This is a genomic window from Hymenobacter sp., from assembly GCF_031398885.1.
In the GTDB taxonomy this organism is placed as follows: Bacteria; Bacteroidota; Bacteroidia; order Cytophagales; family Hymenobacteraceae; genus Hymenobacter.
Window position 1 is genome coordinate 1 of the sequence record NZ_JANNOD010000050.1, and the last position, 20896, is coordinate 20896.

19 protein-coding genes are annotated in these 20896 nt (G+C 64.8%); 7 read left to right on the forward strand and 12 right to left on the reverse strand.

What is annotated here, in order from left to right:
• Positions 1-239 precede the first annotated feature (239 nt).
• Positions 240-713 (reverse strand): energy transducer TonB, encoded by a 474-nt coding sequence (locus tag RMO51_RS08930; RefSeq protein WP_310393928.1) that lies wholly within the window; start codon positions 711-713, stop codon positions 240-242.
• 186 nt (positions 714-899) lie between these two features.
• Here RMO51_RS08930 and RMO51_RS08935 point away from each other — a divergent pair, with 186 nt between their 5' ends.
• On the forward strand, positions 900-1208 hold the full coding sequence (locus tag RMO51_RS08935) for a hypothetical protein (protein ID WP_310393930.1): 309 nt from the start codon (positions 900-902) through the stop codon (positions 1206-1208).
• Positions 1209-1333: 125 nt separating this feature from the next.
• Here the strand turns inward: RMO51_RS08935 and paaN are convergent, their stop codons facing one another.
• Entirely contained in the window at positions 1334-2989 is a 1656-nt protein-coding gene (paaN, locus tag RMO51_RS08940; RefSeq protein WP_310393932.1) for a phenylacetic acid degradation protein PaaN, read from the reverse strand.
• Positions 2990-3335: 346 nt separating this feature from the next.
• Here paaN and RMO51_RS08945 point away from each other — a divergent pair, with 346 nt between their 5' ends.
• Positions 3336-6179, forward strand: a complete 2844-nt coding sequence (locus RMO51_RS08945) for a S8 family peptidase (protein ID WP_310393934.1) — start codon at positions 3336-3338, stop codon at positions 6177-6179.
• 75 nt (positions 6180-6254) lie between these two features.
• On the opposite strand, the gene RMO51_RS08950 is transcribed toward RMO51_RS08945, so the two are convergent.
• Both RMO51_RS08950 and RMO51_RS08955 read right to left on the reverse strand, forming a co-directional pair.
• Positions 6255-7622 (reverse strand): Y-family DNA polymerase, encoded by a 1368-nt coding sequence (locus RMO51_RS08950; protein ID WP_310393935.1) that lies wholly within the window; start codon positions 7620-7622, stop codon positions 6255-6257.
• Positions 7623-7690: 68 nt separating this feature from the next.
• Positions 7691-8146 carry a translesion error-prone DNA polymerase V autoproteolytic subunit gene (locus RMO51_RS08955; RefSeq protein ID WP_310393937.1) on the reverse strand — a complete coding sequence of 152 codons (456 nt, stop codon included), beginning with the start codon at positions 8144-8146 and terminating at the stop codon, positions 7691-7693.
• A gap of 228 nt (positions 8147-8374) precedes the next feature.
• Between RMO51_RS08955 and RMO51_RS08960 the strand changes: the two genes are divergently transcribed.
• Entirely contained in the window at positions 8375-8623 is a 249-nt protein-coding gene (locus tag RMO51_RS08960) for a hypothetical protein (protein WP_310393938.1), read from the forward strand.
• 109 nt (positions 8624-8732) lie between these two features.
• Here RMO51_RS08960 and RMO51_RS08965 read toward each other — a convergent pair whose 3' ends face one another.
• The gene (locus RMO51_RS08965) at positions 8733-9401 is read right to left on the reverse strand and encodes a TIGR02117 family protein (RefSeq protein WP_310393939.1); all 669 of its coding nucleotides are present in this window, start codon (positions 9399-9401) and stop codon (positions 8733-8735) included.
• A 59-nt stretch (positions 9402-9460) separates the two neighbouring features.
• Positions 9461-9865: an inner membrane protein YiaA gene (gene yiaA, locus RMO51_RS08970; RefSeq protein WP_310393941.1), complete on the reverse strand. Its 405-nt coding sequence runs from the start codon at positions 9863-9865 to the stop codon at positions 9461-9463.
• A 372-nt stretch (positions 9866-10237) separates the two neighbouring features.
• Here yiaA and RMO51_RS08975 point away from each other — a divergent pair, with 372 nt between their 5' ends.
• Positions 10238-10996, forward strand: a complete 759-nt coding sequence (locus RMO51_RS08975; RefSeq protein ID WP_310393943.1) for a glycosyltransferase — start codon at positions 10238-10240, stop codon at positions 10994-10996.
• Positions 10997-11061: 65 nt separating this feature from the next.
• On the forward strand, positions 11062-11799 hold the full coding sequence (locus RMO51_RS08980) for an EcsC family protein (protein ID WP_310393944.1): 738 nt from the start codon (positions 11062-11064) through the stop codon (positions 11797-11799).
• Between the two features lie 87 nt (positions 11800-11886).
• On the opposite strand, the gene RMO51_RS08985 is transcribed toward RMO51_RS08980, so the two are convergent.
• From RMO51_RS08985 to RMO51_RS09005, 5 genes are all read right to left on the reverse strand, one after another.
• Positions 11887-12399, reverse strand: coding sequence for a fasciclin domain-containing protein (locus tag RMO51_RS08985; RefSeq protein WP_310393946.1), 513 nt, complete (start codon positions 12397-12399; stop codon positions 11887-11889).
• Between the two features lie 582 nt (positions 12400-12981).
• Positions 12982-13683 (reverse strand): DUF2459 domain-containing protein, encoded by a 702-nt coding sequence (locus tag RMO51_RS08990; protein WP_310393948.1) that lies wholly within the window; start codon positions 13681-13683, stop codon positions 12982-12984.
• Positions 13684-13786: 103 nt separating this feature from the next.
• Complete coding sequence (locus RMO51_RS08995; RefSeq protein WP_310393950.1) at positions 13787-13930, reverse strand: hypothetical protein; 144 nt, start codon at positions 13928-13930, stop codon at positions 13787-13789.
• Positions 13931-14272: 342 nt separating this feature from the next.
• The gene (locus RMO51_RS09000) at positions 14273-14863 is read right to left on the reverse strand and encodes a hypothetical protein (protein ID WP_310393952.1); all 591 of its coding nucleotides are present in this window, start codon (positions 14861-14863) and stop codon (positions 14273-14275) included.
• A 124-nt stretch (positions 14864-14987) separates the two neighbouring features.
• Entirely contained in the window at positions 14988-17279 is a 2292-nt protein-coding gene (locus RMO51_RS09005; protein ID WP_310393954.1) for an aconitate hydratase, read from the reverse strand.
• A 234-nt stretch (positions 17280-17513) separates the two neighbouring features.
• Here RMO51_RS09005 and RMO51_RS09010 point away from each other — a divergent pair, with 234 nt between their 5' ends.
• Both RMO51_RS09010 and RMO51_RS09015 read left to right on the forward strand, forming a co-directional pair.
• The gene (locus tag RMO51_RS09010) at positions 17514-18830 is read left to right on the forward strand and encodes a TlpA disulfide reductase family protein (RefSeq protein ID WP_310393956.1); all 1317 of its coding nucleotides are present in this window, start codon (positions 17514-17516) and stop codon (positions 18828-18830) included.
• A 43-nt stretch (positions 18831-18873) separates the two neighbouring features.
• On the forward strand, positions 18874-19344 hold the full coding sequence (locus tag RMO51_RS09015) for a Uma2 family endonuclease (RefSeq protein ID WP_310393958.1): 471 nt from the start codon (positions 18874-18876) through the stop codon (positions 19342-19344).
• Here RMO51_RS09015 and RMO51_RS09020 read toward each other — a convergent pair.
• On the reverse strand, positions 19341-20765 hold the full coding sequence (locus RMO51_RS09020) for a cytochrome P450 (protein WP_310393960.1): 1425 nt from the start codon (positions 20763-20765) through the stop codon (positions 19341-19343). The two genes, RMO51_RS09015 and RMO51_RS09020, sit on opposite strands and share 4 nt — an antisense overlap.
• Between the last annotated feature and the right edge of the window lie 131 nt (positions 20766-20896).

The following is a 20896-nucleotide window of genomic DNA, read 5'->3' on the forward strand; positions in this document are numbered from 1 at the left end:
GGCCAGCCCGTGTGGGTCACCATGACCATGCCCATCACCTTCCGGGCGCTGTGACGCTGCGCTTAATAGGGGAATGTGAATGCGCAGACGGAACGTCATGTCGAGCTTGCCGAGACATCTCGCGTGGGGGAGTAATCAAAACCGGCGCGCGATTGGATTACTCCCCCACGCGAGATGTCTCGGCAAGCTCGACATGACGTTCCGTCTGCGCATTCCTCATTCCCCTATTAAGCGCAGCGTCACAGCGCCCGGAAGGTGATGGGCATGGTCATGGTGACCCACACGGGCTGGCCGTGGATTTTGCCGGGGTTCCACCAGGGCATGAGGCGCACGAGGCGCAGGGCTTCCTCGTCGAGGCCAGAGCCGAGGCCGCGCACTACGCGTGGGTCGTGCAGGTGGCCTTCGGGGTCGACGGTGAAGGTGAGGTACACTTTGCCCGACAGGTTGCGGTCGAGGGCGGCGGCGGGGTAGTTGAGCTTGCTGCTCAGGAATTTCACCAGGCCGGCGTCGCCGCCGGGGAAGGTTGGCATCTCGTCGGCCGTGAAATAGACGGTCGGTGCGGCCGGGGCCGGCGCCGCGGCGGCCGGCGCGGTAGTCGACCGCGACGCGCCGCTGTCGGTTTGGGCCACAATGGCCACCGAAGCCGTTTGGGCCCCGGCCTGGCCCGCCGCTGCGGCCACTAGCCCACAGGCAAGAGTGAAATAGCGAAGCATGGGCAAGACCGGGTAAAAATGAAGTATCACAAAGCTACCGCATGGTTAAAATGGTCGAGCTTGGTTGAAATTATCCTTTTGTTGCGCTTTTGTTGGTAACGTGCCCGCGGGCGGCTGGGTCGGGCATCCTTTCGGGGCCGGATGCAGTACAATGACCGATTGTTTCTGCTCGCTTGACCGCTTCCCATGTCCACTGCCCTGCCCCCCGATTCTGCTGCGCCGCGCGACCCGCACCTGTCCGAAACGGCCCTGCGCCAGGCGCTCGACGAGCTGGACGCCAAAATCCGCACCCTGCACAACCGCACCCACGCCACGGCCGCCGGCTCGCCCAACACCTACGCCGCCCACGCCGCCGCCCTCGAAGCCAAACGCGCCCGGCTGGCCGAGCAGCTCGGCCAGGCCCCCGCGCCCGCCGGCGGCCCCGAGCCCAGCGTGTGGGAACAAATCCGACGCGGCATCGAAACGCTGCGCGACGACGTGCGAGCTCTGCTGTAGGCAAAGGCCCGCTGCTTCTGACGAAGCAGCGGGCCTTTGCCTACAGCAATGAGGAATGAAGAATGAGGAATGAAGAATTGTCATCTGCTAATTCCTCATTCTTCATTCTTCATTAAGCGCAGCGTCTAAGCCGGTTCGCGGAAGCCGACCCAGGTGAAGCGCTTGATGACGAACTCCGGGTTGGTGAAGCTGGCGTTGCCGGCGGGGTTGCCGCCCGTCACGTGAAAGTCGGAGAAGCCGGCGTTCTGGTTCACGTAGATGCCGCCGGTGAGGTTGAAGCTGACGGGCGTGCCGGCCAGGCTCATTTCGTCCATAATCTGCTCCTTGGTGGCGGGGTCGGTGGTGTAGGCACCGCAGGAAATGGCGCCGTGCTCGCGGGCCAGTTGGGCCGCCAGGCGAATGCTCTCCTGGGTATCCTTGGTCTTGATGACCAGCACGATGGGCCCGAACAGCTCCTGGCTGAACTGCTCCACCTTATCAGAGCTGATTTCGTGGATGCTCGGCGAGCAGGTGCGCGCGTTCTGGAACAGCGGGTTGTCCACGGTGCCGTGGGCCAGGATGCTGCGGCCGCCATCGAGGGCCAGCTGCTTCACCCGCTCGTGGGTGGCGGGGTTCTGAATGGCGCCGAACACGTGCGGCCCCGCCTTGGGGTTGGTGGCCAGGCCCGTGACGGCGGCCGAGAGCTTCTGCACCACGTCCTCGTAAGGCACCATTTCCTCGCCCACTTTCACGCCCGTTGCGGGGATGAAGAAGTTCTGCGGGGCCGTGCACATCTGGCCCGAGTAGAGGCTGACGGAAAAGGCCAGGTTCTGGACCACTTTGTCGAGGTCGTCGCAGGAGTCGAGGATGATGCTATTGACGCCGGTTTTTTCGGTGAACACGGTTTTGCCCTTCAGCCCTTCCACGTACTCGCCGAACTGCGAGCCGCCGGTGTAATCAATTAGCTTCACGGCGGGGTCTTCGGCCAATTCCTTGGCGATGAGGCGGTCGTCAGCGTCCACGGCCAGCTGGCAAATGCCAGGGTTCAGGCCGTGCTCTATCAGCACTTTCTGCACCTCGGCGATGACGATGGCAATGGGCAGCACCGCCTTGGGGTGGGGCTTGACGATGGTCGGGTTACCGGTCACGAGCGAGGCGAACATGCCCGGCACCGTGTTCCAGGTCGGGAACGTAGAGCAGCCGATGACCAGGGCCAGGCCCTTGGGCACGGCGCGCCAGGTTTTGTGCAGGGCGATGCTGTACTTGCCCATGGGCTTCTCCCAGCGGGTGTCTTCGGGGAAGCGGGTCTGCTCCTCGTAGCCGGCCGCAATGGCCTCCAGGGCGCGGTCGGCGGCGTGGGGGCCGCTGGCCTGGAACGACATCATGAAGGCCTGCCCCGTGGTGTGCATGGTGGCGTAGGCAATCTCGAAGAAGCGGCTCCTCATACCTTCCAGCGCCTCGGTGAGCAGAGCCGCGCGCAGGGCGGGCTTGAGCTTGCGCCACTCGGCGAAGGTTCCTTGAGCGTTGGCAATGAGCGTTTCGGGAGAATAAAACGGGTACTTGATGTCGAGCGACACCTGCTCGTAGGGCGACTCTTCCTGGCCGGCCCAGCCCTGGGGCTCGCCCTGGTGCAGCTCGGTGAAGTGCGGGCCGCGCAGGGCCGCGAACTGGGCGCGGCCCTGCGCGTCGGCGTCGGCCCCGTAGATATCGGGCGAAGGGTTTTCGGGGAAAGCGGCGAAGAACGTGCGCCCGTGCAGGGCCTGCACGGCGGCGTCGAGGGTGGCTTGGTGCTTCTGAATCATCGGGGTGGGACGGGTTGATTACGGGGGGAAAGGCGTGGCCGGAGGCCCGCCGCGCAAGTTACGGCGGGGCCGCCCCTTTCCCCCGCCGGCGCGCGTCTCCGACGCGCTGCCAACTGGTTCCGGGTCTCTGACGCGGTCGTTGGACGAAGCACGCGCGACTTGTTTCGGCAACGACAACGAGCCCGAAGGCTCGAAGCCAGTGGGCAGCGCGTCGGAGGCGCGGGCCAGCAGGCACTGTTGAAAACCAGCTTGGTCAGGTTTTTGTCGCCGTTGGCCGTCCAAACGCCTTGGCAATTACGTACGGAGCTTACATTTACCGTCGCTATAACCTCCACCTATCAGGCTGATGAAAAACGCGTTACGATTATTATTTTTCCTGTTATCGATTGGATTGGGCCGGCCCCTGGTGGCCGCCGCCGCGCCGCCCACCGTGCCCGGCCGCCTGGTGCTGAAGCTACGCCCCGGCCAGCAGCCCGCCGCTTTGGAAGCGGCTTTTCGCACGCTGGGGGCCCGCGATGTCCAGCAGAAATTCCCCCATACCCAGGCCCCTAACCCGGACATAGCCGGCAGCGTGGACCTGCGCGGCATCTACCAGTTTCAGATTCCGGCCACCACCCCCCTGGCCCGCGCCCGCGCCGTGCTGCTGGCCACCGGCGTTGTGGAGTACGTGGAGCCGCTCTACATCCGGCTGCCCCAGTACCAGCCCAACGACCCGATGGCCGACTCCACGCTGACCAGCCTCACGGCCAGCCAGTACTACCTCAAGCAAATCGGTGCCTACCGCGCCTGGGACGTGACCCGCGGCGACAGCAGCGTCGTCATCGCCATCGTCGACGGCGGGGCGCGGCTCACCCACGAGGACCTGCGCCCGCAGCTCAAGCACAACTACGCCGACCCCGTGAACGGCCGCGACGACGACGGCGACGGCTACGTGGACAATTTCACTGGTTGGGACCTGGCCAACAACGACAACGACGCCGGCTACGACATCACCATCGTTCACGGCTCGCTGGTGGCGGGCGTGGCCGCGGCCCGGGCCGACAACGGCGCGGGCATTGCCGGGGCAGGCAACCAGTGCCGCTTCCTGCCCCTCAACATTTACCCCAACACCCCCGGCGGCACTTTTGCCGGCTACGAGGCCGTGGTGTACGCCGCCGACCACGGCTGCCAGGTCATCAACATGAGCTGGGGCGCGCCGGGCGGCTATTCCCGCTTCGAGCAGGACGCCCTGACCTACGCCGCCGTGAACCGCGACGCCGTGCTGGTGGCCGCCGCCGGCAACACCAACGCCGACCTGCGCTTCTACCCCGCGTCCTACGACCACGTGCTGTCGGTATCGGGCGTAAACAGCACCGACCAGAAAAACGCCAGTGCCACGTTTTCTTACCGCATCGACCTGGTGGCGCCGGGCATCAGCATCCTCACCACCTACGGCTACCACGGGCCCACTTCGAGCGGGACGGCCGACGCCGACTACATTGCCGTGGGCGGCACTTCGTTTGCCGCGCCGCTGGTGAGCGCGGCGGCGGCGCTGGTGCGCTGGCAGTTTCCGCGGCTCACGGCGGCCCAGGTGGGGGCCCAGCTGCGCCAGACCACGGACAACATCGACGCCCTGCCCGCCAACGCCGCCTGGGCGGGCCGCCTGGGCACCGGCCGGCTCAACATGCGGCGGGCCCTGACCCAGACCACCGGCCGGGAGGTCCGCGTGGCCACCAGCGCCTTTGCCCCCGCCCGCGTGGCCTACGCCCCCGGCGACACCCTGCGCCTGACCGCCGACGTGCAGAACTTGCTCCAACCCGTGGCCGGCCTCACGGTCACGCTCACCTCGCTCTCGCCCTACCTCACGGTGCGGCAGGGGAGCTTCGCGGTGGGCGACCTGGCCACCCTGGGCCGGGCCACCAACGCGGCCGCCCCGTTTCGGCTGGCCGTGGCCACCAGCGGCATTCCGCTGAACACCACGGCCACGCTGCGCTACCGCCTCGCGGCCAGCGACGGCTACCAGCGCGACCAGTACGTGGACGTGCTGCTCAACCCCGACTACGTGGTGCTGGACGCCAACGACCTGGCCCTGACGCTCACCAGCCGCGGCAACCTGGCGTTTGATAACCTGGCCGGCACCGTGGGCACGGGCCTTGCCTACCGCGGCGGCGTCGGGGTTTTGTACGAAGGCGGCCTGCTGCTGGCCACCAGCCCGACCCGGGTGTCGGACCGGCTGCGCACCCGCAACGGGCAGTCGCGGGAGTCGTTCTTCAGCCTCGGCCAGGCCACCCGCCAGCAGCCCGGCCCGCGCGCCGACCAGGAAGCCCGCGTCGCGTTTCAGGACACGGTGCCGGTGGCGGGCAGCCGCGTGCGGAGCGTGGGGGTGGTCGTGCGCCAGCGGGCCTACGCCTGGGCCACGCCCGGCCGCCGCGACTTCGTGGTGCTGGAGTATTCGCTGCGCAACCTCACCGCCGACACGCTCAAGCCCCTGCTGGCGGGCCTGTTCATGGACTGGGACCTGCCCACGCCCAACGGAGCCGGCCGCAATGCCGCCGCCTGGGACAGCACCCGCGCCCTAGGCTACTGCTACGCGCTGGACCCGCCAACGGTGCCCGCCGTGCCGGCCCAATACGCCGGGGTCCGCTTGCTGCGCGGCGGCGCGGCGGCCACCTACGCCCTCGACAACAACGCCCCGGCCGGCGCCCCCGTGCGCTTGCTGGACGGCTTCTCGCTCGCCGAAAAATTCCTGACCCTGAGCAGCGGCACCGCCCGCGCGCAGCGCAGCACCGGCCTGCCCAGCGGAACCGACGTGTCGCAGGTGGTGGGCACCCGGCTGGCGCAGCTGGCACCCGGCGATTCCGCTACCGTCGTGTTTGCGGTGCTGGCCGCCCCCACCCTGCCGCAGTTGCAAGCCGCGGCCGATGCGGCGGCGCAGGTCTACGCTACCCTGCTGCCCACGCGGCCCAAGACGGCAGTAGCAGGCTTTGCGGTGTATCCCAACCCAACCGCTGGGCCGCTGCGGGTGGAGCTGCCCACGGGGTTTGGCTTGTCGGCGGTGCACGTTTTCAACACCTTGGGGCAGCAAGTTCTGCGCAAGGAAGCGGGGGGCGCTTCGGTTGGCGTAAGCCTGGCTGGCTTGGCACCGGGGCTGTACACGCTGCGGGCCCAGGGAACAAGTGGCGTCTTGACACGGGCGGTGGAGGTGCGCTAGGGCCGTTGCCAAGACAGGAATACGGTTTTGGCGAACGACGTTTTATTTGCCGGCCATCGGTGGCGGGCCATTTTGTTAGCCCAACTGCCACAGGTCATCCCAGTCGGTGGTGTAGAGCGGCGAGCGGTGGGCCGAACGTCCGGTCCAGGTCGGTGGCTTGGGCTGGCCATCGGCCGTTTTGGAAACCCCGGCGGCGGCCAGGCGCACCGTTTGGCGGCCGAAGCTTGCGTTTAGGTTGTCGAGGGCGCCCATGAGCTGCTGGCGGCGCTGCTGGTCGGCGGCACTGCCCGCAAACAGGCCGAGCTGGACCTGGCCGGCGGGTTCCAAGCCGCTGAACAGCACGCCGGCGCGGTGGTAGGCCACGCCGGGCCGGCGCAGTTGGCGCAGGCCGCGCAGGGCAGCCCGTGTGAGTTCGCGGACATCTTGCGACGCGGTACTCAGGCTGACCACCGCGGTGTGCGTTTTGGGCCCGGCCAGCGGCGCGTACTTGTCCGTGCCCAGAATCACCGTCACCAAATGGGCCGCCAGGCCGTGCCGCCGCAGCTTCTCCGCCGCTTTGGCCGCGAAGGTGGCCAGGGCTTCGGCCAGCACGGCGGGGTCGTGCTGCGGCCGGCCAAAGGAGCGGGTGCAGGTGACGCTATGGCGGCTGGTGGCATTGGACTGCAGCTGGTCGTCGTCGTCCCACTCGGCGGGGTTCCACTCTTGGCAGGGCTGGCCGTGCAGCTCACGCCACAGCCGCTGCCCCACCACCCCGCCCAGGTGGCGGCGCAGCCAGGCCTCGGGCAGGGCCGCCAAGGCGGCCCCCGTGCGGATGTCGAGGCCGTGCAGCTTGCGGGCGTAGCGCCGGCCGATGCCCCAGATGTCTTCCACCGCCGTTTGGGCCAGGGCTTCCTGCCAAGCCGCGGGCGTGCCGAGCACCAGCACCCCCTTGGTGCCGTGCTTGCCGGCCAGGCGGTTGGCCAGCTTGGCCAGGGTTTTGGTGGGCGCAATGCCCACGCAGGTGGGAATGCCAGTATCCCGCGTCACGGTATCCTTCACTTCGGTGCCGTAGGCTAGCAGGTCCGGTTGCAGCAGGCGCAGGCCCCGAAAATCCAGAAAAGCTTCGTCGATGGAATACACTTCCACGCCCACCGTGAACCGGCTCAGCACCTGCACCACGCGGCGGCTCATGTCGCCGTACAGGGCGTAGTTGGACGAAAACACGTGCACCTGGTGCTGCTCCAGCAGCGGGCGCACCAAGTGGTAGGGCTCGCCCATTTTCAGGCCGAGCATTTTGGCTTCGCGGGAGCGCGCAATCAGGCAGCCGTCGTTGTTGGACAGCACCACCACGGGCCGGCCCTCCAGGTGCGGCGCAAAAACCCGCTCGCAGGACACGTAAAAATTATTGCAGTCGACCAGGGCAAACATGGCGTTTGTTACCGGCGCACAGGCCAGTGTGAGCATGAAAGCAAGACAGAAGTCCTTGGAAAGCAGAAGTTCCTGAAACAAAGCCGCCGCCGCACCGGCCCTTGCTACACCGCGGCCACCTGGTGGTCGCCCAGGGCGTGGATGACGTGCGTGACCACGCCCCACACGGCCAGCCCCTGCTCCTCGCCCACGGCCAGGGGCGGGTAGCGGGCGTTTTCGGCCACCAGCCAGGGCCGGCCGGCCCGGTACCGCAGGCGCTTGATGGTGTGCTCGCCTTCTACCACGGCCACCACAATGCTGCCCTCCCGGGCGCGCAGGGCCCGGTCCACCGCCACCAAGTCCCCGGGGTGGATGCCCGCCCCCAGCATGGAATCGCCGCTGACGCGGGCCAGGAAGGTGGACGCCGGGTGCCGGAACAAGTGCCGGGTGAGGTCGAGCGGGGCGTCGAGGTGGTCGTCGGCGGGCGAAGGAAACCCGGCCGGTACCGGGCAACCAAACAGGGGCAACTCCCGAGTGGTGAGGTGAGCCGAGGCAATAAAATCGTGAAGGGAGGTAAGCATAAGGACGCCCGCCCGTCTGACCAGACGGCTTGGGGCTGCTATTTACTAATTAATTTAGTAAATTGTTTTCCAACCCTTGCTGAATCCAGCTTTTCACTCGCAACGTACATGAGACAGGTTCGTGGGATAGTAATGCTAACCGGCGCAAATCAAGGGAATTACCCCAAAAAAAGACTAAAATATTGTTTCCAAATTTTTTAGTCTATCGCATAATCCGTATCTTTGGCCATGTCGAAAGTTAAACTCCCCACGCCGCTGCCTTTGCAGCAATTTGCTCGTTGCGTGAACGACGCGCAGCGCCCGGCCGACTACGTTGGCGACTGGCCCGAAGCGGGCCGCGTGTATGCCGTGCGCGTGCTGCCGCACGTGCGCACCGGCCAGCCGCAGGTACACGTGCTCGGTTTTTATGCCGAGCGTCCGTACGGCGCCTTTGCCGCCCACCGCTTCGAACAAGTGGCCGACGTGTGGCTTAACTAGGCCGCGCCGGTTCGCTAATCTCGTCTTGATGGCCCCGTCGGCTCAGCGGCCGGCGGGGCCGGCTTATGTCCGGGCCAGCAGCTCACTGCGGACTGCGCACGAGTTGCCACTACCGGCCGTACTGGTGCAAAATACCTTTGTCGGAGGGTGTCCAGAGGCAGGCCCGCTGGCCGCTGGCCTTCAGGGCGTTGTTGGTCCAGGTGTTGCAGGTATACAGGAAGCTGTACACGCGGCGAGCCTCGTAGAAGGCGTCATCCGGGCCGTAGCTGTGGCCCTTGATGTGCTGCACGCGGCCGGCGGCATCGTACCGAAAACTGTTCTGGATGTAGGCGATGAGGCGGGCGTACTCGGCCCGGCTCAGGTGGAGCGGCACGGTGTCGGGACCGGGCGTGAGGCCGTGCAGGTAGGTGGCGTGCACGGCCGAAGAGCCCAGCCAGAACGCCGCCACGAACGCCGTGCTGAACTTGAGTTCGGCCCAGGTGGGCGTGTCGAGGTAGAAGCCCTTGTCGCCCCAGCCGAAGGCGATGTAGCGCATGGTGGTGTCGCCCGACGGGATGTTGCTAAACGGCAGCTGCTGGCTCCAGTCCAGCTGGTCGGTTTTGATGGGCACCACGATGTCGGTGTGCACGCCGTTGGAATGCAGGAACACGGGCACGTCGGGCGCGGCCTGGGGCTGGGTTTTGGCGACGGGGATGCGCGAAAAGACAAACGCCGAGGCCACGTACAAACCGGCTACGCCGAGGAGGGCACCGGCCGTGTAGCCGGCAGTTTTTAGCACCTTACGAGCTGCGGAGGGCATTGAAAACCGAGTGGGTGGGGACAAACGGCGGCGGGCCGCTACTGCGCGGCGCCGGCCCGCTGGGCGTCCCGCGTATTTTTCTGCACGGCAATGGCCGCGAATAGGCTCAACAAAAACGACATGGCGTAGAAGCCCTTTTCGCTCAGGGCCAACGTGGCGTTCCACAACCCGATGACCAGCAGCAGAATGCACAGCAGGGTGGAAAACCAGCTCAGCCCGTAGTAAATGTTGGTGACGGGAATGCCGTCGAGCCGGTCGCGCACGCTCTTTTGCAAAGAAATGGCCGCGAACAGGCCGTACATGAGCACCGTGAAGTAGTAGCCCTTCTCGTTGAGCGGCATCTGCGCGTTCCACAGCCCGATGACGAAGGCGGCCATGCCGGCTAATAAGGCAATCCAGGAAGCGGCGATGAAGGCATTGGACGGTTGTGGCTGAGGGTTCATGGGGCGGCGCGGTGGCGGTGAGTTTGGGCTGCCAAGTACGACAAAAATTCGGCTGGGGCCTATACCGGGTCGGCAGTTGCGCCAGCAATCACCCCTAAAATCAACGCCCGCCGGACGCGCGGGCTCGCCCGCAGAACGCAAAGCCGACGGCTCCCGGGTGCCGCCGTTGGCAATGCCGGCCACGGGCACCACGCCCGCGGTCATTCCCGCAAAACAGGGCCGTTGGGGTTGCTTAGCAGTGCGTAAAAGTCTGCTTAATGCCGCAGGAGACGACTTTTTTTGCTGAACCCTGGGCAACCCACAGCCGCAAAGGCCGGTAGAGTAGCGCAGTTCCACGCTGTTCGCCACTTTTGCGGGCTGCTCCCCTATCCCATGCACTTTTCCGTCATCACCCCCACCCACCAGCGCCGGGCGCTGCTGCCCGAAGCCGTGGCCAGCGTGCGCGCCACCGTGCGCGCCCCGCTCGATTTCTCCTTTGAACACCTGGTGTACGACAACGGCTCGCGCGACGGCACGGCCACCTACCTGCGCGAGGCCGCCGCCCAGCCCGGCCCGCCGCTGCGCCACTGGCACCACCCGGCGCGCCAGCTTGCCGGCCGGGCCCGCAACCGCCTCATCCAGGAAACCGCCCCCGACGCCTGGCTGGTGCCGCTGGACGACGACGACCTGCTGCTCCAACGCACGCTGCACCACTACGCCGCCCACATCCTGGCCCACCCCGGCCGGCCCTGGCTCGTGGCCGACTTCCTGCGCGTGGATGAGCAGGGCCGCTATTTGCCCAACGAGGACTACTACGCCTGGCAGTTCGACACGCCCGCCGCCATGCTCCAGGCCATTTTTCGGGCCGAGCACTTCATTCAGGGCAACGTGTGCTACGGCCGCGCGTTCGTGGACCAGGTGGGCGGCTACGACGCGGAGCTGCCCATGGCCGAAGACCTGGACCTGTACGTGCGCTTCCTGCTGGCCGGGCAGCTGCCGGTGGTGTGCCCGCACATCAGCCACCTGCACCGCTTCCACGCCCGCAACGTGAGCATCGGGGTGGACGCGGCCAAGCACAACGCCGACTTGCGGGTGATTTACCGGAAGTACCAGCCGCAGCTGCGGGCCCTGGGCGTGGCCGAGCCGGCGTAGCGCGCCAACGCCTGGCCCCGCGAGTGTTCGTAGTTTCGGGCATGCCTACTCACCCCCACCAACCCATGCCTTCGGACGAACAGCAGGCCCGCGCCGAGGTGCAGGCGTGGCAGCAGCAGATGCAGCGGCCGCCCTCGTTCATGAACCGCTTCACGCGCCGGGTGCAAATTCGCCTCAACGCGCTGCTGCCCGAGCGGGTGCACCAGGCTATTACCACGGCCATCAAGCAGATGGTGCGCGGAGTACTGTTTGGCTCCATTCACACCACGCGCCGGCCGCTGCTGGCAGGAACCTTGCCGGCGCGGGAAGCCGCCGTGCGCACCCAAATCATCAACTACCGCACCATGGCCACGGCCGAAGGCGCCGTGACGGGCGCCGGGGGCTTCCTGCTGGGGTTGGCCGATTTCCCACTGCTGCTCAGCCTCAAGCTCAAGCTGCTTTTTGAAGTGGCCGCGCTCTACGGCCACGACGTGCAAGAATACCCGGAACGGGTGTACCTGCTGCACGTCTTTCAACTGGCTTTCAGCAGCCAGCACGCCCGCAACGCCACCTACCGCCGCCTCGCCGACTGGGACGCCTACCGCCATACCCTGCCCGCCGACGTGCACGAGTTCGACTGGCGCACCTTCCAGCAGGAGTACCGCGACTACATCGACCTAGCCAAAATGGCCCAGTTGGTACCGGTCATCGGGGCGGCCGTGGGCGCGGTGGCCAACTACAAACTCATCGAGCAGCTCGGCGAAACGGCCATGAACTGCTACCGGATGCGGCACTTTGCGGCCGCAGCACCGGGGTTGAAGTAGGGCAGCAGCAAAAGCTCCCCGCCGCCAGCCCCGCAGATGCGGACCGGGCGACGGGGAGCCAGGACGACAAAACGTTTATCCGACTGGTTACTTGCCGGGCATCAGCACGGCGTCGATGGAATGCACAACGCCGTTGGTGGCTTGAATATCGGCCTTGTTCACGGTGGCAGAACCGCCCTTGGCGTCTGTAATCGTCACGGTGCCGTCTTGCTTTTTCACCGTCAGGGTCTCGCCCGTTACGGTCTTCAACTTTTGCCCGTCTTTGAGGGCCGCCGCCTTGTAGCTACCGGCCACGACGTGGTACGTGAGCAGGCCGCTGAGCTTGGCCTTGCTGGCGGGCAGCAGCAGCTCGTCGAGCGTGCCGGCGGGCAGTTTCTCGAACGCCTCGTTGGTGGGCGCGAACACCGTGTAGGGTCCTTTGTCTTTGGCTTTATCGGCCAGGCCGGCGGCTTGCAGGGCCTTGAGCAGCGTGGTGTGGTCGGGCGAGATGGCGGCACTGGCCGCTAAATCTTTGTTGGTTGCCTGGGCAGCGGCGGTCAGGTGGGTGCCCAGCAGCAGAAACAGGGCTAGAAAAGCGGCGAAAAATGATTGCTTGCGCATACGGAAAGGGGGGTAGGTAAAACAAAAAGTTTGGTACAAACGGCTTGTTCATACGCAATCGCCCGGAGGTAGTTGGCGTAATACCGGAAATTATGTTGACCTCCGCCTCACTGGGCTGGTCCCCAACGCGTCCGGCCAGCGCGCGTTCCGGCTGAAATCCGGGGGCTAGAGAGGCACGGCAACCGGCAGCACGGCCCGGATGAGCCAGTGCCGTAAGAAGGACGAAAAAGGTATTGCTCATCCGGCATCCGCACGCCGCGGCATCTTGCTCGCAGCAGTAGCCCAATCGACCGCAACGAAGCAGTTGGAACACCCCGCCGTTGCCTAGAAGCTGTTAGAGTTAAGTTTTAAGCCATCCGAACGGGGTAGAGACGCATCATTGCGTCTCGTCGTCCACGCCGGTTCAACGATTACCGTTCAACCGAAGGCCAGTGAAGCTAACGGCGAGACGCAAATATGCGTCTCTACCCCATTCGAAAGATAATCCAAACAGCCTCTCAGAGGAGTTCTTAAGCGAGCGGCGCATCACTAGGCTGTACTGCCACTCCATTGGAGCTGTTCTTACTGCTTCGGCTCGGGTTCTTACGGCTGGTACTGGCTGAACATGCCGCCGGCCAGCGGCGTCCAGAGCACGGCGCGCTGGCCGGCGGCCTTCAGGCCGTTGTTGGTCCAGGTGTTGCAGGTGTGCCAGAAACTGTAGGCCCACTGCCCCTGGTAGAAGGCGTCGTGCCCGGCGTAGGTGTGGCCCGGCAGGTACTGGACCCGGCCGTCGGCCGCGGGCTGGAAGCTGCCCCGCACGTAGGCCACCAGCCGGGCGTACTGGGCGGGCGTGAGGTCGAGCCGGACGCACCGCGGGCCAGGCTTCAGCTCCGCGGCCGTGTGAAACGTGGTGTGCATGGCGGCCGTGCCCAGGTGAAACGCGGCCCGGAAGGCAATGGGCGCGGTGAGGTCGCCCCAGCCGGGGATGTAGAAGAACCCCTTATCGCCCCAGCCAAAACCCAGATAATCGTAGCCGGCGCTGTCGCGGCTGGTGGTGTGCGCGTACCTGATTTGCCGGCTCCAGTTGGCCTGGGGCGAACGCACGGGCAGCACCAAATCGGTGTGCACCCCGTTGGCCGAAAACAGGTACACCGGCACCCGCGGCCCACCCGCGGCCACCGGCTCGGCTGCCACCGGCACCAGGGGCAGCGTGAAAGCCGCCGCGGCGTAGAGCACTAGAAACAGCACGAACCCGCCCAGCGCGTACAGGGTGAATCTAACGGTTTTGCGAAGAAGTGGGGGCATTGCGGTAGTCGGGGGAAATTACGTCCCGAAACTACGGCCGGCGAGCCATTCCCCGCGCGGCAAGTCCTCTGGCCCTGCGGCTGCACCCACCGGCCCTATTCCGCTACCCGCGGCGCAACGGGCGCAAATCGAGGACAACGCCCGGCGGCACCAGTTCCGCGTTTAAGGTCCGCTCGAAGCCAATCAGCTCCTCCGACGCCTGCTCAAACGCGGCCTGGCTCAGCCACGTTGCATCGGGCGAGCACACCGAGTTGTAGGGCAGCGTGAACCCGGCTGACGACTCGTAGACATGACCCAGCCAACGCTCACCGTTTCAGAGCATGAGGAAATGACCTCGCTGGACTTGCGGCTGGACTCGGCACCGACGGGAGCACAAAGATGATATTGTGTTCGGCCGCGCTCCAGACGCGCGGCGGGGTTGCGCTGGCAGAGGTCAAAGAATTCTTCCTCCCTGCGATGGGCTTCGCAGCACTACCAAGTTGTCGAGAGCGACGAGGGTCATGGAAAGAATTGCAGTTCTTAAAAAAAAATGTCGCATATTATGCAATTTGCATCACCGTTCAATAATCCCGTTGATTCTCTAATGAATTTATTTGAGTTTATAAATTGGCTCAATTATTCGAAATTTAATCACCGACGGATTAGTTATTGGATTTGTATAGCCATACTCTTCAAAAGCGCCCGCCCACAGCGTTTTTGGCTTTTTAACAAGCTTCTCAACAATCATTACGGACGCTGGATATGGTATTGTGTCCTTGATTTGATTAAAGTTAAACCATTGAAAATGACCTGCTTTTTTGAAAGCATCTTCATTGGTAAAACCAGCGAAAACCATGGTGAAATAAGGCCGGATAATCGTTTTGTATCGATTGGGATAATGGTAAGTAAATAACCCTCCCAAGCTAAACTTGGTGTATTTAATACCAAACTCCTGAGCCGCTTTGTCTGCCAGTTCTTGAAAGCTAATTGGCCCGGCGTACTGCAGCCCTGGCACTTCCCATGCTTTGCGATTCTCGTCGTACACCAATAAGAGTTGCCCTTTCTGATTGCGAACGAGAAATTTAGGATTCGTAGTACTAATACTATCAACTATAGTTTGAGCGTACAACGGATTTGTAAGGCTAAGCAAATAAAAAACCAGGGAGCTTAAGTACCCAAACAATGTGCTTTTTTGTAACATAAGTTTGTGTTTGGTTCAACAAGTCCATCTTCCTGTATTGCTTTGCGAGGCGTAATCTTAACCCACAACGGCCGCCCCAGATTCCTCTAAGGCGGCCGTTTCAATTAACCGAAAAGCGACAGAATTACTGCTGCGACAGTTGCGCGCCGCCGCTCTCTTTCAGCCGAATCAGGTTCAGCGCCGAGCCGGCCTTGAACCACTCGATTTGGCCCTGGTTGTAGGTGTGATTCAGCGTAATCAAGTCGGTGTCACCGTCGGCGTGGTGCAGGCGGGCCTGCAGGGGCTGGCCGGGGGCGAAGGTGGTCAGGCCGAGGATGTCGATGAGGTCGGCTTCTTCCACCAGGTCGTAGTCGGACTTGTTGGCGAAGGTGAGGCCGAGCATCCCCTGCTTCTTGAGGTTGGTTTCGTGGATGCGGGCGAAGCTCTTCACAATCACGGCGCGCACGCCCAGGTGGCGGGGCTCCATGGCGGCGTGCTCGCGCGAGCTGCCTTCGCCGTAGTTCTCGTCGCCCACCACCACCGTGCCGATGCCCACGCTCTTGTAGACGCGGGCGGCCTGGGGCACGGTGGTGTAGCCGTCGCCCTGGGTCACGTAGTCCTGCACCTCGTTGGCCTTACCATTAAAGGCGTTAGTGGCCCCGATGAGCATGTTGTTGGAGATGTTGTCGAGGTGGCCGCGGTACTTCAGCCAGGGGCCGGCCATGCTGATGTGGTCGGTGGTGCACTTGCCCTGGGCCTTGATGAGCAGGCGCAGGCCCTTGAGGTCGCTGCCCTCCCAGGGGCGGAAGGGTTCGAGCAGCTGCAGGCGGTCGGAGGCGGGGCTCACCAGCACCTGCACCCCGCGGCCGTCGGCGGCCGGGGCCTGGAAGCCGGCGTCCTCCACGGCGAAGCCGCGGGGCGGCATCTCCACGCCCTGGGGCTCGTCGAACTTCACGGGGCCGTGGGTGCCGGGCAGCGTGTCGGTGAGCGGGTTGAAGGTCAGGTCGCCGGCAATGGCGAAGGCCGTCACGATTTCGGGCGAGGCCACGAAGGCGTGGGTGTTGGGGTTGCCGTCGTTGCGCTTGGCGAAGTTGCGGTTGAAGCTCGTGATGATGGAGTTCTTGCGCTTGGGGTCGTCGGTGTGGCGGGCCCACTGCCCGATGCACGGGCCGCAGGCGTTGGCCAGCACCACACCGCCCATCTGCGAGAACGTGTCGAGCAGGCCGTCGCGGGCCACGGTGTAGCGCACCAGCTCCGAACCGGGCGTGATGGTGAACTCAGCATTGACGGTCAGGCCTTTGGCCACGGCCTGGGAGGCGATGCTGGCGGCGCGGGTAATGTCCTCGTAGCTCGAGTTGGTGCAGGAGCCGATGAGGCCGACTTCGAGCTTTTCGGGCCAGCCGTGCTCGCGCACGGCGGCGGCGAATTCCGAGATGGGCCAGGCCGCGTCCGGCGTGAACGGGCCGTTCACGTAGGGCTCCAGCGTGTTCAGGTCGATTTCGATGAGCTGGTCGTAGTAGCGCTCGGGCTGGGCGTACACCTCGTCGTCGGCGCGCAGGTGGGCGGCCACGGCGGCAGCGGCTTCGGCGATTTCGGCACGGCCGGTCCCGCGCAGGTAGTCGCCCATTTTCTCGTCGTAGGCAAACACCGACGTGGTGGCCCCAATCTCGGCGCCCATGTTGCAGATGGTGCCCTTGCCGGTGGCGCTCAGGCTTTCCGCACCGTCGCCGAAGTACTCCACGATGGCGCCGGTGCCGCCCTTCACGGTCAGGATACCGGCCACGCGCAGAATCACGTCCTTAGCCGACGTCCAGCCGCTGAGCTTGCCGGTCAGCTTCACGCCGATGACCTTGGGAAACTTCAGCTCCCAGGCCATGCCGGCCATCACGTCCACGGCGTCGGCGCCGCCCACGCCGATGGCCACCATGCCCAGGCCGCCCGCGTTGGGCGTGTGCGAGTCGGTGCCAATCATCATGCCGCCGGGAAAGGCGTAGTTTTCGAGCACCACTTGGTGAATGATGCCGGCGCCAGGCTTCCAGAAGCCGATGCCGTATTTGTTGCTCACCGAGGCCAGGAAGTCGTACACTTCCTTGTTTTCGGTGTTGGCTTCGGCCAGGTCGGCAGTGGCGCCGTCCTTGGCCTGGATGAGGTGGTCGCAGTGCACGGTGCTGGGCACGGCGGCCGTGGCCTTGCCGGCCTGCATGAACTGGAGCAGCGCCATCTGGGCGGTGGCGTCCTGCATGGCCACGCGGTCGGGAGCGAAGTCGACGTAGGAAACGCCGCGCTCGTAGGCCTGCTTCACATCGCCGCCGTAGAGGTGGGCGTACAGAATTTTCTCGGTGAGGGTGAGCGGGCGCGCCACGGCGGCGCGGGCGGCCTCAATGCGGGCGCCCATGCCGGCGTACACCGCGCGAATCATTTCCAGGTCGAAAGCCATAGGATATTCAAAATTGAGTGGTTGCGCAAATGTAGCACCGGCGGCAAGTCGGACCTAGCCCCAGAGCGCGAGTGCGGGCTTGAAGCCGGTTTTGGGGACGGTGTTTTGGGGGCGGCGCGGGGCCGAGTTCCCGCAGAGGGCGCGGAGGCTTGCGCAGAAGCCGCAGAAGCCGACGGCAACCTAATGGCGCGGGGCGCGGTTGTCGGGCTTCCGTTCGCATTTTTGCGGTTACTTATGAATACCACTTCCTTCCGCCTGCTGGCCACGGCCGTTGCGGGCCTGAGTCTCGCGGCCTGCCAGTCGTCGGGCACCAAGTCTGAAACCGACCGCTTCACCGTGCCCGAGGCCGACGCCAGCGGGCTGCCCGGCGGCCTCAAGCCGGGTCCTTGGCGCGGCGTATTGGCGGCGCAGGGCCAGGAAATACCGTTCCTGTTCGAAGTGAGCACCGCCGACAACAACCAGCGGCCCACCCTCACGCTACGCAACGGCGCGGAACGCCTTGTGCTCGATGAAATCAGCGCCGCCGGGGACTCCACCACCATCCGCCTGGGGGCCTTCGATGCCGCGTTGGTGGTCCGCGCCGACGGCGTCGGCAAGTTGCAAGGGGCCTGGGTGAAGTACGACGGCAAGGCCCCTTACCGGGTGCCTTTCACGGCCACGCGGGGCGGGCAGCGGCTGTTCCCGGTTGCCGCGGTTCAGCCCGCGTCCTTTGCGGGCACCTGGAAAGTGACCTTCAAAGACGAAGCAGGCACAACGTACCCAGCAGTCGGAATTTTTGAGCAAAGGGGCAACGACGTAACGGGCACCTTTCTAACGACCACCGGCGACTACCGCTACCTGGCCGGCCAAGCGGATGGCGACACACTAAAAGTCAGCACCTTCGACGGCAGCCACGGCTTCTTGTTTACCGGCATTAAGTCTTCGGACCCCCGCCCGCCCGCGGCCGCCCGCCTCACCGGCGACTTCTACTCCGGCAGGTCCGGTCACGAAACCTTCACCGCTGTGCTCGACCCCACCGCTAAATTGCCCGACGCCAACACGCTGACCTATCTCAAAAAGGGCGAAAGCCGGCTGGACTTCAAATTCCCCAGCGTGTTCGAGGGCGGGGCCATCTCCCCCACCGACCCCAAGTACCGCGGCAAGGTGGTGGTGGTGCAAATCCTGGGCTCGTGGTGCCCCAACTGCATGGACGAAACCAACTTCCTGGCCCCCTGGTACGAGAAAAATAAGGCGCGCGGCGTGGAAATCATTGGCCTGGGCTACGAACGCAGCCCCGACTACAAGGTGGCCTCGGCCCGGCTGCGCACCATGCGCGAGCGGTTCAACATCGGCTACGACCTGGCCGTGGCCGGCGTGTCCAACAAGGATTCGGCCGCGAAGTCTTTGCCGCAGCTGGCCCAGGTGCTGGCCTTCCCCACCACCATTTTCCTCGACAAGAAAGGCAACGTGCGCAAGATTCACACCGGCTTTTCGGGGCCCGGCACCGGGAAGTATTACCAGGAAGAAATAGCCGGTTTCGAGCGCACCGTGGACAAGCTGCTGAAGGAGTAGCGAAGCAGTAAATTGGAATTATCTTTGAGAAAAAGCCAGATTTATGGAAACACAAGCCATTGAGATTATCGAGACTGAAGTTGTATTAGAGGAAGCTATGTCGTTCAATCATTCCCGTTTGATTCACCGCCTAAGCCTTGCGCTCGCGCCCTTCGAGGACCGGTTTGACGTGCTTCCCGAACTAGAATTCGAGCTAAACACGGGTCGACTAAAACCCGACGTGGCGCTGCTACCCAAGCGTGCGCTGGACTGGGAAAAGGACGTCATTCGCTGCCCCGACCCACCATTCACGGCCATTGAGATTCTTTCGCCCACGCAGGCACTCAGCGGGTTGGTAACGAAAATCAGAGAATATTACTTTCCAGCCGGGGTGGCTTCGTGCTGGCTCATCCTGCCCGAATTGCAAAGCGTCAATCTCTATTTGCCCGGGCAGCCAGTAGCCAAATTCACGGACGGAAAGCTAAACGACCCGGTGAGCCAAATAGAAATCAGCATCGAGGCGCTGTTCCGCTAACCCGGCCGCGCCCGCAGCCGCACCCGGAAGTCGCCCCGCGGCCGCAGCGTGATGAGCGGTTGCATGGTCACGGGCGGCTGGCCCGGCACCCACTCCACCTCGAAGCGCCGCAGCAGCTCCAGCGTCACGAGCTGCATTTCGGTGAGGGCGAACTGCATACCGATGCACAGGCGCGGCCCGCCGCCGAAGGGCGCATAAGCGAAGGGCGGCGCGGCCTGGGCCTCGGCGCCGGGGGCGAAGCGGGCCGGTCGGAACTCCTGGGGCGCGAACCAGTTTTTGGGGTCGTGGTGCAGGCCGTAGAAGTAGAGCGAAAACAGCGTGCCTTTGGGAATGCGCAGGCCCTGGTATTCGTCGTCGGCCAGGGCCACGCGGTCGGTTATCCAGGCGGGCGGGTAGCGGCGCATGGTTTCCTGCACCGCATGTAGGGCTTTGCCGAGCTGCGGCAGGTCGTTGAACGTGAGCGGTCGGCCGGCCAGCACGGCATCGGCTTCGGCCTGAATGGCGCGCGCTTCCTCGGGGTGGTGGGCCAGCAAATACAGCAGCCAGGTGAGGGCGTTGGCGCTGGTTTCGTGGCCGGCCACGAGCAGAATCAGGGCTTCGTCGAGCACCCGGTCGGGTGTCATGGGCTCGCCGGTGTCCTCGTAGCGCGCATCGAGCAGCATTTGCAGCAGGTCGTCGGGCGGGGCCGGGGCGCCGGGGGCGGCGCTGGCCTGCTGCCGCCGGGCAATGTAGCCGGCCAGCAGGGCGCGCATCTCAGCGGCCAGCGCGTCGTGCCGCCGGAAATCGCCGCGCAGCCAAAACAGCGGCTTGAGGTAGGGCTGGCGGATGGAGCGCACGAAAAACGCCTGAATCTGCGTAATCAACCCGGCCAAACGGTCCAGCTCGGCCTCGGGGAAGCTGGTGCTGAACACCGAGCGGGCGATGATGCGGAACATGAGCCGGGTCATCAGCTCGTGCACGGGCACCACCACGGCGCCCCCCGCCCCGGCGGCTTGGGCCGCCAGCGGCGCCAGCGTGTCGGCCGTAATTTCCTGCATCAGGCCCGTGAGCCCCGCCACCCGCTGCCGGTGGAAACCGGGCTGAATGAGCCGGCGCTGGCGCAACCAGTCGGAGCCCTCGTTGGTGAGCAGGCCGTGGCCCACGTAGCGCGAAAAGCCCTGGGTGAAGCGCGACTTGGCGTAGTTGCGGTGGTTTTTCTGCAGGATGTGCTGCGTCAGGCCCGGGTCGCGGGTCAGAATGCTCTTTTCCACCCCGCCAATGAACAGCTCCACGGTGTCGCCGTAGCGGGCCAGCACCTTGTCGAGCACCGGCAGCGGGTCCTTGGCCAGCGCAAACGAGCGCAGCAAGGAGCGCCAGCGCGGCACCCGCGGCAGCCGGCAAGCGCCCTCCACGGCTTTAACAGCGAATGCAAAGTCGGCCATTTCCCCGGGCCGCAATCAGATGCGGCCACCAAAAATAACCACGGCAGGCTGTCGGCTCATCTTTTTTCAAACCGGCCGCGTACAGCCAACCGGGCCCCGGGCCCTTTTCCTTCCTTTTCCACTCACTATTC

Bases quoted from the DNA above. Each gene is read 5' to 3' on its own strand.
- RMO51_RS08930 (WP_310393928.1), bottom strand. From the start codon at position 713: ATGCTTCGCTATTTCACTCTTGCCTGTGGGCTAGTGGCCGCAGCGGCG.
- RMO51_RS08935 (WP_310393930.1), top strand. From the start codon at position 900: ATGTCCACTGCCCTGCCCCCCGATTCTGCTGCGCCGCGCGACCCGCAC.
- paaN (WP_310393932.1), bottom strand. From the start codon at position 2,989: ATGATTCAGAAGCACCAAGCCACCCTCGACGCCGCCGTGCAGGCCCTG.
- RMO51_RS08945 (WP_310393934.1), top strand. From the start codon at position 3,336: ATGAAAAACGCGTTACGATTATTATTTTTCCTGTTATCGATTGGATTG.
- RMO51_RS08950 (WP_310393935.1), bottom strand. From the start codon at position 7,622: ATGCTCACACTGGCCTGTGCGCCGGTAACAAACGCCATGTTTGCCCTG.
- RMO51_RS08955 (WP_310393937.1), bottom strand. From the start codon at position 8,146: ATGCTTACCTCCCTTCACGATTTTATTGCCTCGGCTCACCTCACCACT.
- RMO51_RS08960 (WP_310393938.1), top strand. From the start codon at position 8,375: ATGTCGAAAGTTAAACTCCCCACGCCGCTGCCTTTGCAGCAATTTGCT.
- yiaA (WP_310393941.1), bottom strand. From the start codon at position 9,865: ATGAACCCTCAGCCACAACCGTCCAATGCCTTCATCGCCGCTTCCTGG.
- RMO51_RS08975 (WP_310393943.1), top strand. From the start codon at position 10,238: ATGCACTTTTCCGTCATCACCCCCACCCACCAGCGCCGGGCGCTGCTG.
- RMO51_RS08980 (WP_310393944.1), top strand. From the start codon at position 11,062: ATGCCTTCGGACGAACAGCAGGCCCGCGCCGAGGTGCAGGCGTGGCAG.
- RMO51_RS08985 (WP_310393946.1), bottom strand. From the start codon at position 12,399: ATGCGCAAGCAATCATTTTTCGCCGCTTTTCTAGCCCTGTTTCTGCTG.
- RMO51_RS08990 (WP_310393948.1), bottom strand. From the start codon at position 13,683: ATGCCCCCACTTCTTCGCAAAACCGTTAGATTCACCCTGTACGCGCTG.
- RMO51_RS09000 (WP_310393952.1), bottom strand. From the start codon at position 14,863: ATGTTACAAAAAAGCACATTGTTTGGGTACTTAAGCTCCCTGGTTTTT.
- RMO51_RS09005 (WP_310393954.1), bottom strand. From the start codon at position 17,279: ATGGCTTTCGACCTGGAAATGATTCGCGCGGTGTACGCCGGCATGGGC.
- RMO51_RS09010 (WP_310393956.1), top strand. From the start codon at position 17,514: ATGAATACCACTTCCTTCCGCCTGCTGGCCACGGCCGTTGCGGGCCTG.
- RMO51_RS09015 (WP_310393958.1), top strand. From the start codon at position 18,874: ATGGAAACACAAGCCATTGAGATTATCGAGACTGAAGTTGTATTAGAG.
- RMO51_RS09020 (WP_310393960.1), bottom strand. From the start codon at position 20,765: ATGGCCGACTTTGCATTCGCTGTTAAAGCCGTGGAGGGCGCTTGCCGG.